This window comes from Pseudoxanthomonas sp. 97-1-1 (genome assembly GCF_057773125.1).
The window spans coordinates 384,953-399,866 of the sequence record NZ_JBYMTJ010000002.1; the positions used below are offsets into that span (position 1 = coordinate 384,953).

General features: G+C 66.6%; 12 protein-coding genes. 6 read left to right on the top strand and 6 right to left on the bottom strand.

The window, feature by feature from the left end:
• Window positions 1-132: 132 nt before the first annotated feature.
• Window positions 133-1,242 carry a tRNA epoxyqueuosine(34) reductase QueG gene (gene queG, locus AC3DET_RS09025; protein ID WP_488391397.1) on the bottom strand — a complete coding sequence of 370 codons (1,110 nt, stop codon included), beginning with the start codon at window positions 1,240-1,242 and terminating at the stop codon, window positions 133-135.
• A gap of 67 nt (window positions 1,243-1,309) precedes the next feature.
• Between queG and AC3DET_RS09030 the strand changes: the two genes are divergently transcribed.
• From AC3DET_RS09030 to AC3DET_RS09055, 6 genes are all read left to right on the top strand, one after another.
• Complete coding sequence (locus tag AC3DET_RS09030) at window positions 1,310-2,782, top strand: NAD(P)H-hydrate dehydratase (protein WP_446538581.1); 1,473 nt, start codon at window positions 1,310-1,312, stop codon at window positions 2,780-2,782.
• A gap of 48 nt (window positions 2,783-2,830) precedes the next feature.
• Window positions 2,831-3,313: a tRNA (adenosine(37)-N6)-threonylcarbamoyltransferase complex ATPase subunit type 1 TsaE gene (gene tsaE / locus AC3DET_RS09035; RefSeq protein ID WP_337731052.1), complete on the top strand. Its 483-nt coding sequence runs from the start codon at window positions 2,831-2,833 to the stop codon at window positions 3,311-3,313.
• An 87-nt stretch (window positions 3,314-3,400) separates the two neighbouring features.
• Entirely contained in the window at window positions 3,401-4,981 is a 1,581-nt protein-coding gene (locus AC3DET_RS09040; protein WP_446538580.1) for an N-acetylmuramoyl-L-alanine amidase, read from the top strand.
• A gap of 66 nt (window positions 4,982-5,047) precedes the next feature.
• Window positions 5,048-6,853: a DNA mismatch repair endonuclease MutL gene (mutL, locus tag AC3DET_RS09045; RefSeq protein WP_488391398.1), complete on the top strand. Its 1,806-nt coding sequence runs from the start codon at window positions 5,048-5,050 to the stop codon at window positions 6,851-6,853.
• Between the two features lies 1 nt (window position 6,854).
• Window positions 6,855-7,793 carry a DUF1684 domain-containing protein gene (locus tag AC3DET_RS09050; protein ID WP_446538578.1) on the top strand — a complete coding sequence of 313 codons (939 nt, stop codon included), beginning with the start codon at window positions 6,855-6,857 and terminating at the stop codon, window positions 7,791-7,793.
• A 13-nt stretch (window positions 7,794-7,806) separates the two neighbouring features.
• Entirely contained in the window at window positions 7,807-8,742 is a 936-nt protein-coding gene (locus AC3DET_RS09055; protein WP_488391399.1) for a TraB/GumN family protein, read from the top strand.
• Between the two features lie 12 nt (window positions 8,743-8,754).
• Here AC3DET_RS09055 and rnfB read toward each other — a convergent pair whose 3' ends face one another.
• The 5 genes from rnfB to AC3DET_RS09080 form a co-directional block, all read right to left on the bottom strand.
• Window positions 8,755-9,171, bottom strand: coding sequence for an Rnf electron transport complex subunit RnfB (rnfB, locus tag AC3DET_RS09060; protein WP_446538576.1), 417 nt, complete (start codon window positions 9,169-9,171; stop codon window positions 8,755-8,757).
• A gap of 22 nt (window positions 9,172-9,193) precedes the next feature.
• Window positions 9,194-11,254, bottom strand: coding sequence for a methionine--tRNA ligase (metG, locus tag AC3DET_RS09065; RefSeq protein WP_488391400.1), 2,061 nt, complete (start codon window positions 11,252-11,254; stop codon window positions 9,194-9,196).
• Window positions 11,255-11,369: 115 nt separating this feature from the next.
• Window positions 11,370-11,807, bottom strand: a complete 438-nt coding sequence (locus AC3DET_RS09070) for a DUF2147 domain-containing protein (protein ID WP_192201453.1) — start codon at window positions 11,805-11,807, stop codon at window positions 11,370-11,372.
• An 89-nt stretch (window positions 11,808-11,896) separates the two neighbouring features.
• Complete coding sequence (locus AC3DET_RS09075; protein WP_488391401.1) at window positions 11,897-12,742, bottom strand: tetratricopeptide repeat protein; 846 nt, start codon at window positions 12,740-12,742, stop codon at window positions 11,897-11,899.
• A gap of 107 nt (window positions 12,743-12,849) precedes the next feature.
• Window positions 12,850-14,853 (bottom strand): alpha/beta hydrolase family protein, encoded by a 2,004-nt coding sequence (locus AC3DET_RS09080; RefSeq protein ID WP_488391402.1) that lies wholly within the window; start codon window positions 14,851-14,853, stop codon window positions 12,850-12,852.
• Window positions 14,854-14,914 lie beyond the last annotated feature (61 nt).

Genomic DNA, 14,914 nt, shown 5'->3' on the forward strand with positions numbered 1-14,914 from the left:
TGTAGGAGCGACGTGAGTCGCGACCGCACGAATGAAGCGCCATCGACGATGGATCACACGGATCGCAGAGCATGCGGCCCCGCACGAACGACCTTCCGTGTCCGTTCGCATGATGCATGCCCCGCGTCCGCTTCACTCGTGCGGTCGCGACTCGTGTTGCTCCTGCGCGGCGTGGTGCCTGTGCAGGGCCCATGCCACGTGTTCGCGCACGAGCGGGGACGGGTCCTCGCGTCGGCTTTCCAGCGCGGCGAGTACGTCGGGCGTCGCCGGCGCATTGCCCAGTGCCACTGCGATGTTGCGCAGCCAGCGCTCATGCCCGCTGCGACGGATCGCCGAGCCTTCGGTGCGGCGCAGGAATTCATCGCCATCCCACGCGAAGAGCTGTGGCAGCGTGGCCACGTCCAGATCGTTGCGTGCGCGGAAGTCGGGTTCGTCGGTACGCTTGGCGAACTTGTTCCACGGACACACCAGCTGGCAGTCGTCGCAGCCGAAGATACGGTTGCCGATGGCAGGCCGCAGCTCTTCCGGAATCGCGCCGTCATGCTCGATGGTGAGGTAGGAAATGCAGCGGCGCGCATCGAGCCGGTACGGCGCCGTGATCGCCTGTGTCGGGCACACGTCGATGCAGCGCGTGCAGGTGCCACAGTGCGCGGACGCGGGCGCATCGACCGGCAACGGCAGGTCGACATAGATCTCGCCGAGGAAGAACCACGAGCCGCCGTCCTTGTCGATCAGGCAGGTGTGCTTGCCGATCCAGCCCAGCCCCGCATTGCGCGCCAATGCGCGCTCCAGCACCGGCGCTGAATCCACGAACACCCGATGGCCGAACGCGCCGACTTCCTGCTGCAGGCGTTCGGCCAGCTTCTGCAGGCGGTTGCGCATCAGCTTGTGGTAATCACGGCCCAGCGCATAACGCGCGACATAGGCGCGCGTGCCGTCCTGCAGCGTGTCCCAGGCATCGTCGCTGTCGTTCCGGCCATAGTCGAGTCCCACGGAGATGACGCGCAACGTCCCGGGAATCAGTTCCTGTGGCCGTGCGCGCTTGTCGCCGTGGTGTGCCATCCACGCCATCGATCCATACAGGCCCTGCGCCAGCCAGTCGCGCAGGTGTTGTTCGTCGTCGCCGAGTTCGATGCCGGCGATGCCGCAGCGCTGGAAGCCGAACTCGCGCGCGAGTGCGCGCACACGGAGCGCCAGCGCATGCGGGTCGGGTGAGGGCGTCGTCGGGCCGGGATGGAACATGCGGGAATTATAGGTGGCTGGACCGCATTCACTTCCCTGCAACCCCGGCCAGTCCTAGAATCCGGCCATGTCCGGCACCTTGCCCCTTCATTCCACGCTTGCCGCGCGGGCATTGGACGAGCGCGCCACGCATGCGCTGGGGGACGATCCCTACGTGCTGATGCAGCGTGCCGGGCAGGCGGCCTGGCAGCACCTGTTGCTGCACTGGCCGGAGGCCCAGCGCATCGTCGTGGTGTGCGGTCCGGGCAGCAACGGCGGCGATGGCTACGTGCTTGCATGGCACGCACATCGCGCGGGCCGGCGCGTCGAAGTGGTGCACCTTCCCGCGCACGTGCCGGGCAATGCCGTCGCCCAGCGTGCCTGCACCGACTACGTGGCGGCCGGCGGGCACGTAACGCTGTTCGATGGCGCGTTGCCGAAGGGCGACATCGTGATCGATGCGCTGTTCGGCATCGGACTGTCGCGCGCACCGGATGCGGACGTCCAGGCCGTGATCGATGCGGTCAACACGCAGGTGGCGCCGGTGTTCGCACTGGACGTTCCCAGCGGCGTGGACGCCGATCGAGGCAGCGTGCCCGGCACTGCGGTGGTGGCCACGCGCACCCTGCAGTTCATCGTGCGGCACGCGGGCCTGCATACAGGGGATGCGCTGGAATACACCGGCGTACTCGCGCTGGATGACCTCGGCCTGCCTGCCGACACGCATGACGGCGTGCAGGCGCAGGCGTCGCTGTTGCAGCAGGATGCGCTGGCACGCTGGTTGCTGCCGCGCCGCCGCAACACGCACAAGGGAGAGTCCGGCCACGTACTGTGTATCGGCGGCGATGAAGGCAGTGGCGGTGCGATCGCCTTGTGCACGGAGGCCGCGCTGCGTACGGGTGCCGGCCTGGTGAGCGTGGCGACGCGCGCGGGGCATGTCGCGGCATTGCTGTCGCGCAGGCCGGAAGCGATGGTGCGGGCGGCGGAGTCGACGAGCGATCTGGTGCCGATGCTGGCGCGCTCGCACGTCGTCGCCATCGGGCCGGGACTCGGGCTGCACGACTGGGGGCGAGCCCTGTTCCAGCATGCCGTGCGCAGTGAGAAACCCCTGGTGCTCGATGCGGACGCACTCAATCTGCTGGCCGACACGCCGCAATCACTGGAAGACGCGATCCTGACACCACACCCTGGCGAAGCCGCGAGATTGCTCGGTTGCACGACGGCGGACGTGCAGCGGGATCGATTCGGCGCTGCGGCAGCCATCGCGCAACGCCATGCATCCGTCGTGGTGTTGAAGGGCGCAGGCACCATCGTGGCCGCGCCCGACCAGATGCCGCGGGTGATCGATGCGGGCAATCCCGGCATGGCGGTGGGCGGGATGGGCGATGTGCTCACGGGCGTCATCGCGGCATTGCGTGCGCAGGGCCTGTCCGCGTTCGATGCGGCGAGTGCCGGTGCGTTGCTGCATGCGCTGGCGGGTGATGCAGCGGCGTGGGATGGCGAACGCGGCCTGCTGCCCGGGGATCTGTTTCCCCACATACGCCGATTGGCCAATCCTTGACGCGCGCACACGCGTCACCCGACACCGGCCAGCACTTAGAATCGCCGCATGCACATCCTTCTCGCCGACAGCGACGCCACCGAAGCGTTGGGCCACGCGCTTGCCCGCACCCGTCCGCAACCCGCCGTAGTGCACCTGCAGGGTGACCTGGGCGCGGGCAAATCGACTCTCGCACGCGCCCTGCTGCGTGCGCTTGGTGTGACCGGCGCGATACGCAGCCCGACCTACACACTTGTCGAGCGTTACCCTCTGGAAAGTGGCGAAGCCTGGCATCTGGATCTCTACCGGATCGGCGATGCCGGTGAACTCGAATTTCTGGGCCTGGATGAAGGGGCTGCGGTGCTCTGGCTGGTGGAATGGCCCGAGCGTGGCATTGCGGCGCTGCCGCAGGCAGACCTGAAGGTGCAGCTGGACGTGGAGGGAGAGGGGCGCTCGGCGCGCCTTGTCGCGTCGTCCGAGGCAGGGCAGCAGTGGCTGTTCCGGCTGGCCGAAGCAACGCAGTTGCATGCGCCATCTCTCCAGACTGGTTAGGAACATCCGGCAGGTCACGGATTATTAAGGGAAAACGCCTTGCATTCGTGACTCGATGGTGCTTGAATCCGCGGCATGATCCCGGGGATGCCCACCACGACCGCCGCCGCGTTGCGCCTTGCCCTCGCGGGCCTGCTGGCGTTGGCGCCTTGCGGGCTGCGTGCGGGTGAAGTCACCGCCGTCAGCCTGAGCCAGGGCAGCACCGGCACACGGGCGGAGATCCAGCTTGCGGGCGCCGGGCAGTACAAGACCCTGACCCTTAAAGCACCGGACCGGCTGGTCGTCGACCTGCCGGCCTCGAAAGCGAAGGCAGGCCTGCGTCTGCCCGTGCCTGCGGGCATCGTGCGGGCAGTCCGCACCGGCCAGCCCGATCCCACCACCCTGCGCATCGTGTTCGACCTGGCATCGCCGGTTGCCGCGCTGAAGCCCCGCATGGAACAGGCCGGTGGGAACTCGCGCCTGGTGATCGAATGGCCCGGCGATGGCATGCCCGCATCCACGGCCCTGGCGCCGACGGCCCCGCCCACGCAGGCAACGACGGTGCCGACCACGGCCGCGTCGACAGCCGCATCGACTGCCTCGCCGCAGGCCGATGCCGCCCGCGCCACCGCGCTGCTGACCGCGCAGGTGGTGCAGGCGGGAAGTGCGCCCTCCGCACCCGTGCCGGCACCATCGGCACCCACGACGGTCGGGAGTGCCGCCACGACGCCCTCGCCGCAGGCCATCCTCAATGGCCAGCCGATCCCGAACACCGCGCCGGCATCCACGGTGGGCGGCGAGCGTCCTGCCTATACCATCGCCACCGGTCAGCCGGCCCCTGTACCTGGCTCGGCCGTCACGCCGGCGACCGGAACCGCACCCGCGCCGGAGGCTCCGAAGCCTTCCAGCAGCCTCGTTGCCGGTACGCGGCCGCTCGTCGTGGCCATCGATCCCGGTCACGGCGGCCAGGATCCGGGCGCGATCGGCCCCAGTGGCCGCTACGAGAAGCATGCAGTGCTCGCCATTTCCAAGGAACTGGCCCGGCAGATCAATGCCACGCCGGGCATGAGGGCCTACCTGGTCCGCGATACCGACGTCTACGTGGAACGCCCGCAACGTGCCCGCAAGGCGCGTGGCGCGAAGGCCGACATGTTCGTATCGATCCATGCGGATGCTGCGGAAAACCGCAGTGCGTGGGGTTCGTCGGTATACGTCCTGTCCCTGCGCGGCGCATCGTCGCAGCACGCGCGTTGGCTGGCCGACAAGGAAAACGCCTCCGACCTGGTCGGCGGTGTGCGCCTGACCAAGGACACGCTGTCAAACGTGTTGCTGGATCTCGCCCAGAGCGGCCACATGAAAGCGTCGCAGGACGCGGCAGGGCACGTGCTGACCTCGCTGAAGGGATTGGGCAAGACCCACAAGCCGCAGATCGAGTTCGCCAACTTCGAAGTCCTGCGCAACTCCGACATGCCGGCGATGCTGGTGGAGACAGGTTTCATCTCCAATCCGGACGAGGAGAAGCGCCTGTTCGACCCGGCCCACCAGCGCAAGGTGGCAAGCGCCGTGCTGGAGGGTATCCAGTCCTACTTCACCCGCCAGCCGCCGCCTGGCACGTTGTTCGCCGCGCGCGCGCAGGCGGAAGCCGAGGCGCGTACCGTCGCCGCCGGTGGTGCTGCCGGCGCGCCCTGATCCCGCAAGCGCTCGGCTATCATCACGTCTGAATTCCCCGGGACGGCGCGCCAGCGCCGCCAGCACGTGCCGATCCGCCAGCTCCCCGATACCCTCATCAACCAGATCGCCGCCGGCGAAGTCGTCGAACGCCCCGCGTCCGTGGTCAAGGAACTCGTGGAGAACGCGCTCGATGCCGGCGCTCGCCGCGTCGACATCGACCTGGAAGAGGGCGGCGTCCGCCTGATCCGCATCCGCGACGACGGCGGCGGCATCGCGCCGGACGAACTGCCGTTGGCGGTGTCGCGCCATGCCACCAGCAAGATCGCTTCGCTCGACGACCTGGAGGCGGTGGCCACGCTCGGCTTCCGTGGCGAGGCCCTGCCGTCGATCGCCTCGGTCAGCCGCTTTGCGCTGACGTCGCGCCGTGCGCAGGACGAGCATGGCGCTTCGTTGCAGGTGGAAGGCGGCAAGGTCGGTGAAGTGGCGCCCAAGCCGCACGCGGTCGGTACCACGGTGGAAGTGCGCGAACTGTTCTACAACGTGCCGGCGCGGCGCAAGTTCCTGCGTGCCGAACGCACGGAGATGGGCCACATCGAAGAGTGGTTGCGGTCATTGGCGCTGGCGCGCCCCGACATCGAACTGCGGGTGTCGCACAACGGGCGTCCGTCGCGGCGCTACAAGGCCGATGAACTGGAATCGCTTGCGCGGCTGGGCGAGACGCTGGGCGAGGAGTTCGCGCGCAGCGCGCTGCGCGTGGACCATGCCGCCGCCGGCCTGCGCCTGCATGGCTGGATCGCGCTGCCCGGTTACTCACGGGCCAGCGCCGACCAGCAGTACGTTTATGTCAACGGACGTTCCGTGCGCGACCGCAACATCGCGCATGCGGTGAAGATGGCCTATCAGGATGTGCTGTTCCATGGCCGCCAGCCTGCGTACGTATTGTTCCTGGAGCTCGATCCCACGCGTGTGGACGTGAACGTCCACCCGGCCAAGCACGAAGTCCGCTTCCGCGACACGCGATTGATCCACGACTTCGTCTACCGCACGCTGCATGAAGCTTTGGCGGAGACGCGGGCGGGCATGGTGCCGCAGGGCGGCGCTGCGGCACCGTTTGCCTCGCAATCCGCCACGTCCGTGCCTTCTGCATGGATGCCCACGCAGCAGTCTCCGCTGGGACTCAACGTGGCCGAAGCGCCGGCGGCATACGCAGCGCTCTATGCGTCCGCGCCCACGACGTCCCCGGACTCGCAGGCGATGTATTCCCCGTCATCCATGCCGGTGATGCCGGCGAACGACGCGGAAGGCATTCCTCCGCTGGGCTTTGCCATCGCGCAGCTGCATGGCATCTATATCCTGGCGGAGAACGCCGACGGGCTGATCGTGGTGGACATGCACGCTGCCCACGAACGCATCGGCTACGAAAAACTGAAGGGCGCGCACGACAGCATCGGCCTGCGGACCCAGCCGCTGCTCGTGCCGCTGGTGCTGGCGGTGGCCGAGCGTGAGGCGGACGTGGCCGAGCGCGAGGCCTCCACGCTCGCTGCGCTGGGGTTCGATGTCACCCGCAGCGGTCCGCAGTCGCTGAGCGTGCGCAGCATCCCGGCCCTGCTGTCCAATGCCGAGCCGGAGGCATTGCTGCGCGACGTGCTGGCGGACCTGCGCGAGCATGGCGAAAGCCGGCGCGTCGCCGCCGCGCGCGACGAACTGCTGGCGACGATGGCCTGCCACGGCGCCGTGCGTGCCAACCGGCGCCTCACGCTGCCTGAAATGAATGCACTGCTGCGCGAGATGGAAATCACCGAGCGCTCCGGGCAATGCAACCATGGCCGTCCGACCTGGACGCGCTTTTCGTTGAGCGAGATCGACCGCTGGTTCCTGCGAGGACGCTGAAATGGGGAAGAACACGGGATGGCTGGGGATGGCCATGCTGCTGGGCCTGCTGGCCGCGTGTGGGGGTGATGGCGGGAAGGGCGCGACGACCGGCAAGGTCGTGGATGCCGGCTTCCTGGCTGACAACACCGCCTGGCGCGAGCAGCGGAAGAATGAGCTCGTGGCACCGGACGGCTGGACCAGCCTCGTCGGCCTGCACTGGATCGAACTGAAATCGCACTTCCTCGGCAGCGGACCGGCCAGTGGCATCAAGCTCGCCGTGGGCCCGGCGAAGATGGGCATGTTGACCCAGCAGGAAGGCCGCATCTTCTTCACGCCCGAACGCGGTGTCGACCTGACGTTCGACGGCGAACCGCTGAAGGGGCGCGTGGAATTGCAGAGTGATCGCGATCCTTCGCCAAGCACCGTCGGATTCGATGAAGCCAAGGGCACGCTGTCGGTCATCGAACGCGGAGGACGGCACGCCTTGCGCGTGAAGCATGCCGATGCCGAGTCGCGTACGCAGTTCGTGGGACTGGACTACTGGCCCATCCAGGAAGCCTGGCGCGTGGAGGGGCGCTACATCGCGCACCCGCCGGGCAAGACGTTGACCATCGTGGACGTGATCGGCGTGACCAACGAGTCACCGAATCCCGGCGCAGTCGAATTCGAACGCGATGGCAAGACGTTCCGGCTCGAAGCGCTGGGTCCGCCCCAGGGGCCGTTGTTCTTCGTGCTGGCCGACCGCACCAGCGGGCACGGCAGCTATCCTGCAGGCCGTTTCCTCGATGCGGACGGACCCAGCAACGGCAAGGTGGTGCTGGACTTCAATCGCGCCTACAACCCGCCGTGCGCGTTCACGCCGTACGCCACCTGTCCGCTACCACCGGCGGAGAACCGGCTCGACCTGCTGGTCGACGCAGGTGAAAAGGCATATGCAAAGCCCATCAAAGTGCTCTGAAAGGAAGGATCCGATGCTGTTGCGCCGTTCGCTGAAAACCCTCGTGCTGGCCGGGCTGCTGGGCAGCGCGTCCGTGCTGGCGGCAGACGCCCCCAAGGTGACGGGAGCGCCCGTACCGCTGCTGTGGAAGGTGTCCGACAAGGACAACGCGGTCTACCTGCTCGGCTCGTTCCACCTGCTGCGGACCAGCGACTATCCGCTTTCCGTCGACGTCGACGCCGCATTCGCCGATGCCGAGCGACTGTTGTTCGAACTGTCGCCCGAGGAAATGCAATCCCCGGCGCTGCCGCAGCTGATGATGCAGGCGGCCATGCGCACCGATGGCAAGACGCTCCAGCAGGACCTGGACGCGGCGACATGGACCCGGCTTGACGCGTGGGCCGGCAAGAACGGTGTGCCGCTGGCTACCTTCAACGGTTTCGAGCCCTGGTTCGTCGGTCTCACCATCAGCATCGTCGAGATGACCAAGCAGGGACTGGATCCGAAGCTGGGCCTGGACAACCACTTCATGGACAAGGCCAAGGTCGCCGGCAAGCCGACCGGCGGGCTGGAACGTGCGCAGGAACAGATCGGCGTGCTGGACGGTATGGACGCCAGCGAGCAGCGCCAGTTCGTCACCGAAGCGCTGGAACAGGCCGACAAGGGGTCGGCGGAAACCGAGCGACTGCACCAGGCCTGGCGTCGCGGCGATGCCGAAGGCCTGTGGGCCGGCATGACAGCCGACATGAAGCGCCAGTACCCGCGCCTGTACCAGCGCATCAACGTGGACCGCAACGACGCGTGGGTGCCGAAGATCCGGCAGATCCTCACCCAGCCCGGCGACGACGATGCGCTGGTCGTCGTCGGCGCCTTGCATCTGCTGGGCAAGGATGGCGTGGTGGAGAAATTGAAGGCGCAGGGGTATGCGGTCGAGCGCGTGTGCTCGGCATGCGCGAAAGGCGGTCGTTGACCCGCCTGGAACTCAGGGCGCCTGGACCGGCTCCATCACGATGCAGTCGACCGGGCACGCAGGCACGCAGAGTTCGCAGCCCGTGCACAGCGGATCGATCACCACGTGCATGTGCTTGGCACCGCCGATGATGGCGTCCACGGGGCAGGCCTGGATGCACTTCGTGCAGCCGATGCAGTCGGCTTCGACCACCACCGCGACGATGGCCGGCTTGTGGGTGCCGCGCGTGCGATCATAGGGCAGCGGCGGCACTTCCAGCACCCTGGCGAGGGCTCGCGCGCCCTCATCGCCGCCGGGCGGGCAATGGTCCACGCGGGCGTCGCCACGTGCCATCGCCTGGGCGTACGGCAGGCATCCGTCATAGCCGCACTGGCCGCATTGGGTCTGCGGCAGCAGGCGGTCCAGCCGTTCGACCAGATCGGCGTTCATCGCCGTGGCGCGGCCTCGCGGATCAGCGCACCGGCATGCCGGGCAGGGCGCCGGCATCCGCATCCAGCAGCGCCAGCGCGCCACCGTCGAAACCGGCCGACAGGATCATGCCCTCACTGACACCGAAGCGCATCTTGCGCGGGGCGAGATTGGCGATGAACACCACGTTGCGACCCACCAGCTTCTCCGGCTCGCCGTAGCTGGTGCGGATGCCGGAAAAAATCTGTCTCTGGCCCAGGTCGCCCGCGTCCAGCAGGAAGCGCAGCAGCTTGTCGGAACCGTCGACGAAACCGCATTCCAGCACCTTGCCGATCCGCAGGTCGAGCCGGGCGAAGTCATCGATGCCGATGACACTCGCGGCACCCTGGGTTTCCGCCGTCGCCACGGGTTTCGTTTCCGTCTTCTTCTCCGCTACGGCAGGTGCGGGTGCGGCCAGGGTGTCCTTGGAGGCGTCGGTCATGGCGTCGATCAGTTTCGGGTCGATACGGGTGAACAGCGGCGAGTAGGGCTGGATGGTGTGGCCGAGCAGCGGCGCAGTCACGTCGCCCCATACCACCACCGGCGCGCTGAGGAAGGCTTCGGCCTCCGCCGCCGTGCGCGGCAGCACCGGCTTCAGCGCGGCGGCCAGGATGCGGAACAGGTTCAGGCCCTGCGTGCAGACGGCCTGCAATCCGGCGTCGGCGCCGTCCTGCTTGGCGATCACCCAGGGCTTCTCGTCGTCGATGTACTTGTTGGCCTCGTCCGCCAGCGCCATGGTCAGACGCAGTGCGGTGGCGGGCTCGTTGCGTTCATAAGCCTCGGTGATGGGGCCGAGTGCGTCGACGAAGCGCTGGTACATCGCCGGTTCCGGCAACACGTCCGCCAGCTTCCCGCCAAAGCGCTTGTCGATGAAGCCGGCGCAGCGACTGGCCAGGTTGACGAACTTGCCCACCAGGTCCGCGTTCACGCGTGCGATGAAGTCGCCCAGGTTCAGATCAAGATCATCCACGCCGCCCGCGGACTTGGCCGCGTAGTAGTAGCGCAGCGCCTCCGGCTCCAGGCCGACGTCCAGGTAGGTACGCGCCATGATGAAGGTGCCGCGCGACTTGGACATCTTCGCGCCATCCACGGTCAGGTAGCCATTGACGTGCAGGCGCGTGGGCGCGCGCAGGCCGACGCCCTGCAGCACGGCAGGCCAGAACAGGCCGTGGAAGTTGACGATGTCCTTGCCGATGAAATGGTGCAGTTCGGTGTCGGTGCCCGCCTTCAGGTACGGGTCGAAGTCCATGCCCAGGCGCGCGCACAGCGTGCGGAAGCTGCTCAGATAGCCGATCGGCGCATCCAGCCACACGTAGAAATACTTGCCCGGCGCGCCGGGGATCTCGAAGCCGAAGTAGGGCGCGTCGCGCGAGATGTCCCAGGCGCGCAGGCCACCCTCCGCATCGAGCCATTCGCGCAGCTTCGCCTTGACGCCCGGCAGTGCAACGTCGCCGGCCAGCCATTCGCGCAGGAACGCCTCGAAGCGGCCGACCTCGAAGAAGTAATGTTCGGAATCGCGGATCTCGGGGGTGGCGCCCGACAGCACGGATTTCGGTTCCTTCAACTCCGTCGGTGCGTAGGTGGCCCCGCACACTTCGCAGTTGTCGCCATACTGGTCGCCCGAACCGCAGTTGGGGCAGATGCCCTTGATGTAGCGGTCCGGGAGGAACATGCCCTTGGCCGGGTCGTAGAACTGCGCGACGCTGCGGCGCGCGATGTGGCCACCGGCCTCCAGGCGCCCATAGAACGCTTCGGTGAGCTCGCGGTTGGCGACCGAATTGGTGGAGTCGTAGTGGTCGAACGCCACGCCGAAGGCGGCGAAGTCGCGTTCGTGCCCGGCCTGGATACCGGCGATGAAGACTTCGGGCGTGACGCCCGCCTTCTCGGCGGCCAGCATAATGGGCGTGCCATGGGTGTCATCGGCACAGACGAAGAAGACCGTGTCGCCGCGCATGCGCCGTGCCCGCACCCAGATGTCGCCCTGGATGTAGCCCACCAGGTGACCGAGGTGCAGCGGTCCGTTGGCGTACGGCAGGGCGTTGGTGACGAGGGCGGTGCGGCTCATGGGGTGCTTCGCGACGGGGGGCCGCGATTATCGCATGGACCGGTGCGCGCCCTTCCTGCGCCCGGAACGCGACGGGCCCGGCATGACCGGGCCCGCAGCACTGCTGGAACAGCGGTTACTGGCGGATCCAGGTCTGCGACTTGCAGATGAAGGCGATGCAGCCGGAGACCTCCAGCTTCTTGCCGCCCTCGATCAGTTCCATCTTCGACTTGTACACCTTGCCTTCGTCGGGCTTCAGGATCGTGCCGCCGCTCCATTCGTTGGCACCGTCGGCCTTCATGCCACGGATGATCTCCATGCCGGTGATGGGCTTGTTCTTGCGGTCGTCCTTGCACTTGTCGCAGACCGGATTCGGCTTGCTCGGATTGAGCAGCTCGATGATCCGGCCGCTCAGCGTACCGTTGGCGGCACGGGTGATTTCCACGATGGACTTGGGCTTGCCGGTATCGCTGTCGATGGTCTTCCAGCGCCCGGTCGCGTCGGCAGCGGCGGCCGACAGCGACAGGCCAAGCAACGGAACGGCCAGGCAGGCGGCCAACAGGGTCTTGCGCATGTTCCCCTCCCAGGGATGTCGGTCAGACCCGCCGACGAGGATCGGCGGGGTGGCCTCTTTATACCGCATCCGGTGGGGTATGGAAGGACTCAGCCGTCCTTCCGCGTCCCCAGCTCGCTTTCGTTCCGTTCAGGCGTCTCCGGCTCGGTGGCATCGACGTCAGGCTTGGCGTCCGGGATGCGGGAGGCGGGTTGCTGGGCGGGGAGTTGCTCAAGGTCGCCCACGCTGACGCGACCGATGCGGGGCTTCATCCAGACGTTGTCGTGCCAAGCTTGGTACTGCTTCGGGTCCCAGTACTTCTCGTCGAAGAACTTGCTGCCGTCGATCTGTTCGAAACCATTCGGCCCCGGCACGTAGATCTGCACGTTGCCCGCAAACCCGGTACGGCTGCCGGTGATCTTCCGCCGCTCGCGCCGAAGGGTGGTCGCGATGCGCGGCTGGGCCGCCGCATCGCCATACTTGGCGTATACCGCGGCACCTTCTTGCACTGCGCGCTGCCGCTCCGTCTCATTCAGCGCGTTCCAGTAACGCTCGCGCAGCCCGAGGAATCCTGCATAGCCGCGTTCAGCGGCGAGGTCCATCCAGGCATAGGCCAATGCCACATCCTTGGGGGCGCCCTGACCGTTCCACAACATCTCGCCCACCATGCCTTGCGAGGGCTTGTCGGCATAGAAGGCGGCGCGCTGGAAGAACTTCAGCGCATCCTCGTACCGCCCTTGCTTGAATTCCTCCATGCCGAGCAGCCGGTACCGCAGGTCCGGGTGAGCCGACAGGAAGCCGGCCGACAGCATCAACCTGTCTTGGGTCGGGTCCGGTGCAGCAGCGTTCTGCGCCAACGATGTCATCGCCGTTGTCGGCAGGAGCAGTGCGGCAAGCAGCATCACGGTTTTCAGCGGCTTCATGAACATCCTTTTCCCCGAGAGCGTGCCGACCATTCTGTGAATTCGATCGCGGGACTGCCTGTATCGAAAGTCACGATGGGACGACGATAAATAAACGGCCGGCCCTCGTGGGGCCGGCCGTTGACGAAACCACGTGATGCTCAGTTGGTGCGATTGGGAGAGCCGACCGTGACGGTGCCGCCGATGTGGCGCGAGAAGAACTCCAACATGGTCGTGTATAGCTTCACGCGGTTCTCCACATCATAGAAACCGTGCATTTCGCCCGACTGGATGATCATACCTTCCGGCGGATTGCCGGCCGCGATCAGCGCCTTGTTCATCAACTCGGTCTGCTCCGGCGGTGTGCGTACGTCGCGGGCACCCGCGGCAAGGTAGACCGGAATCTTCACTTCGCCGGCACGACGCGCCGGCGAGTTCTCGGCCCAGGACTTCGTGTCGCTGCCATGGGTACGACGGAGGTAGCGCTGGCCGGATTCGCGCTCCGGGATGTCGCCCTTCTTGAACATCATGTCCACGTCGTAGACGCCGACATAACCGAATGTGCACTGGAACAGACCGGGTGCGCGGATCGGCGCCATCAACGAGGAGTAGCCGCCGAAACTGCCACCGTAGATGCAGATGCGGTCCTTGTCGACATAACCTTGGCCGATGGCCCATTGGGTCGCGTCGACGATGTCGTTCTGGATCCCCTGGCCCCATTGCAGGTGGCCGGCGTCCTGGAACGCCTTGCCGTAGCCTCCCGAGCCGCGATAGTTCACCTGCAGGACGGCGTAGCCACGGCTGGCCAGCAACTGCGCTTCCCAGTTGAAGCCCCAATTGTCGCGCGGGCCGATCGGGCCGCCGTGGGGATTGACGATCAGCGGCAGGTTCTTGCCGTTGGAGCCATGGGGCAGGGTGAGGTATCCGTGGATGAGCTTGCCGTCGCGCGATGTGAAGTTGAACGGCTTGACGGAGGCCATCTTCTTCTTGTCCAGCTCCGGCTTGCGCTGCATCAGGAACCGCGCCTTGCCCGTGTCGCGGTCGTAAAGATACAGCTCGCCGGGGTTGCTGTCGCTGTATACGCTGACGATGATCTTCTTGCCATCCTGCGTCTGGCTGGCAAAGTCGACCATCTGCCCTTCGAAAGCGCCTGCGAGCGAGGCATAGAGTTCGGCGTCCGGGCTATTCTCGTCGATCAGCTTCACGGCGGGAGCGCCGGCCTCGGTCACCACGCCGACCAGCGTGGATTCGTCGGTCGACCAGATGTAGTCGGAGACCTCGGCGACCTTGTCCTGGAACAGCGGAGTGAACTCGCCGGTCGCCGTGCTCAGCGTCCCCACGGCGGCCGGGGCCTTGCCGTCGTCCTGCTCCGCATACACGGTGCCAGCCACAGTCGTGCGGATCACGGACAGGTGCTTGCCGCCGGACTTGGAGGCATTGACCAGCGTCCAGCCCTTGTCGTCGCGCCGGTAAAGCTCGGTGCGCTCATCGTATTCGCCTTCTTCGTCCTTGCTGGACGAGCAGACGGCGAAACGCGGCTCCTTGTCGGCGTCCAGCGCGATGCTGCAGTTCTCCTTCGGCGCGCGACCCAGCGAGACACGGCGGCCGCTCAGGGTGTCCATGCGGTAGACCTCGGTGCCGACGCCTTCAGACGAGCGCGGACTCGTCGCTTGCATGATCACGTTCTGGTCATCGTCGCGCAGCGTATCGAGCAGCGAGAAGCGCTCCGAACCCACGGTCTTGCCGCGTTGGGTCGCATCGCGGGTACCGTAGAAGATCAGCGGGCGCGGCTGGCTGCCGTCGGCGTTCACCGCAAACCACTCGCCGGTATTGAAGGGCTGCGCGTAGCCGCCCAGCTTCTTGATTGCGTTAAACATCAGGCGGTCCGGGCTGACCCAGTAGAAACTGCCTACGCTCTTGTTGTCGGGCAACTGATTGACTTTGACCAGCTTCAAGTCGCTGGTGCGCATGACGGCGAGCACGTCCTGCTCGCCCTTATCCACGGTGATGGCCAAGTACTCACCATTCGGCGAGATCTTGACGGTGCCGTATGCCGGATGACTGACGAAATCCCTGATGGGCGCCAGCTGTGGTGCGGCCGAGACGCTCAAGGGAAAAGACATCACCAACGAGAGGGTGATCATGAGGGCATTCTTGCGTTTCACGGACTTCTCCTGAATTCCTAAGTGCCGATCGATTCGATACGTTTACCAAACAAAAGCCCGG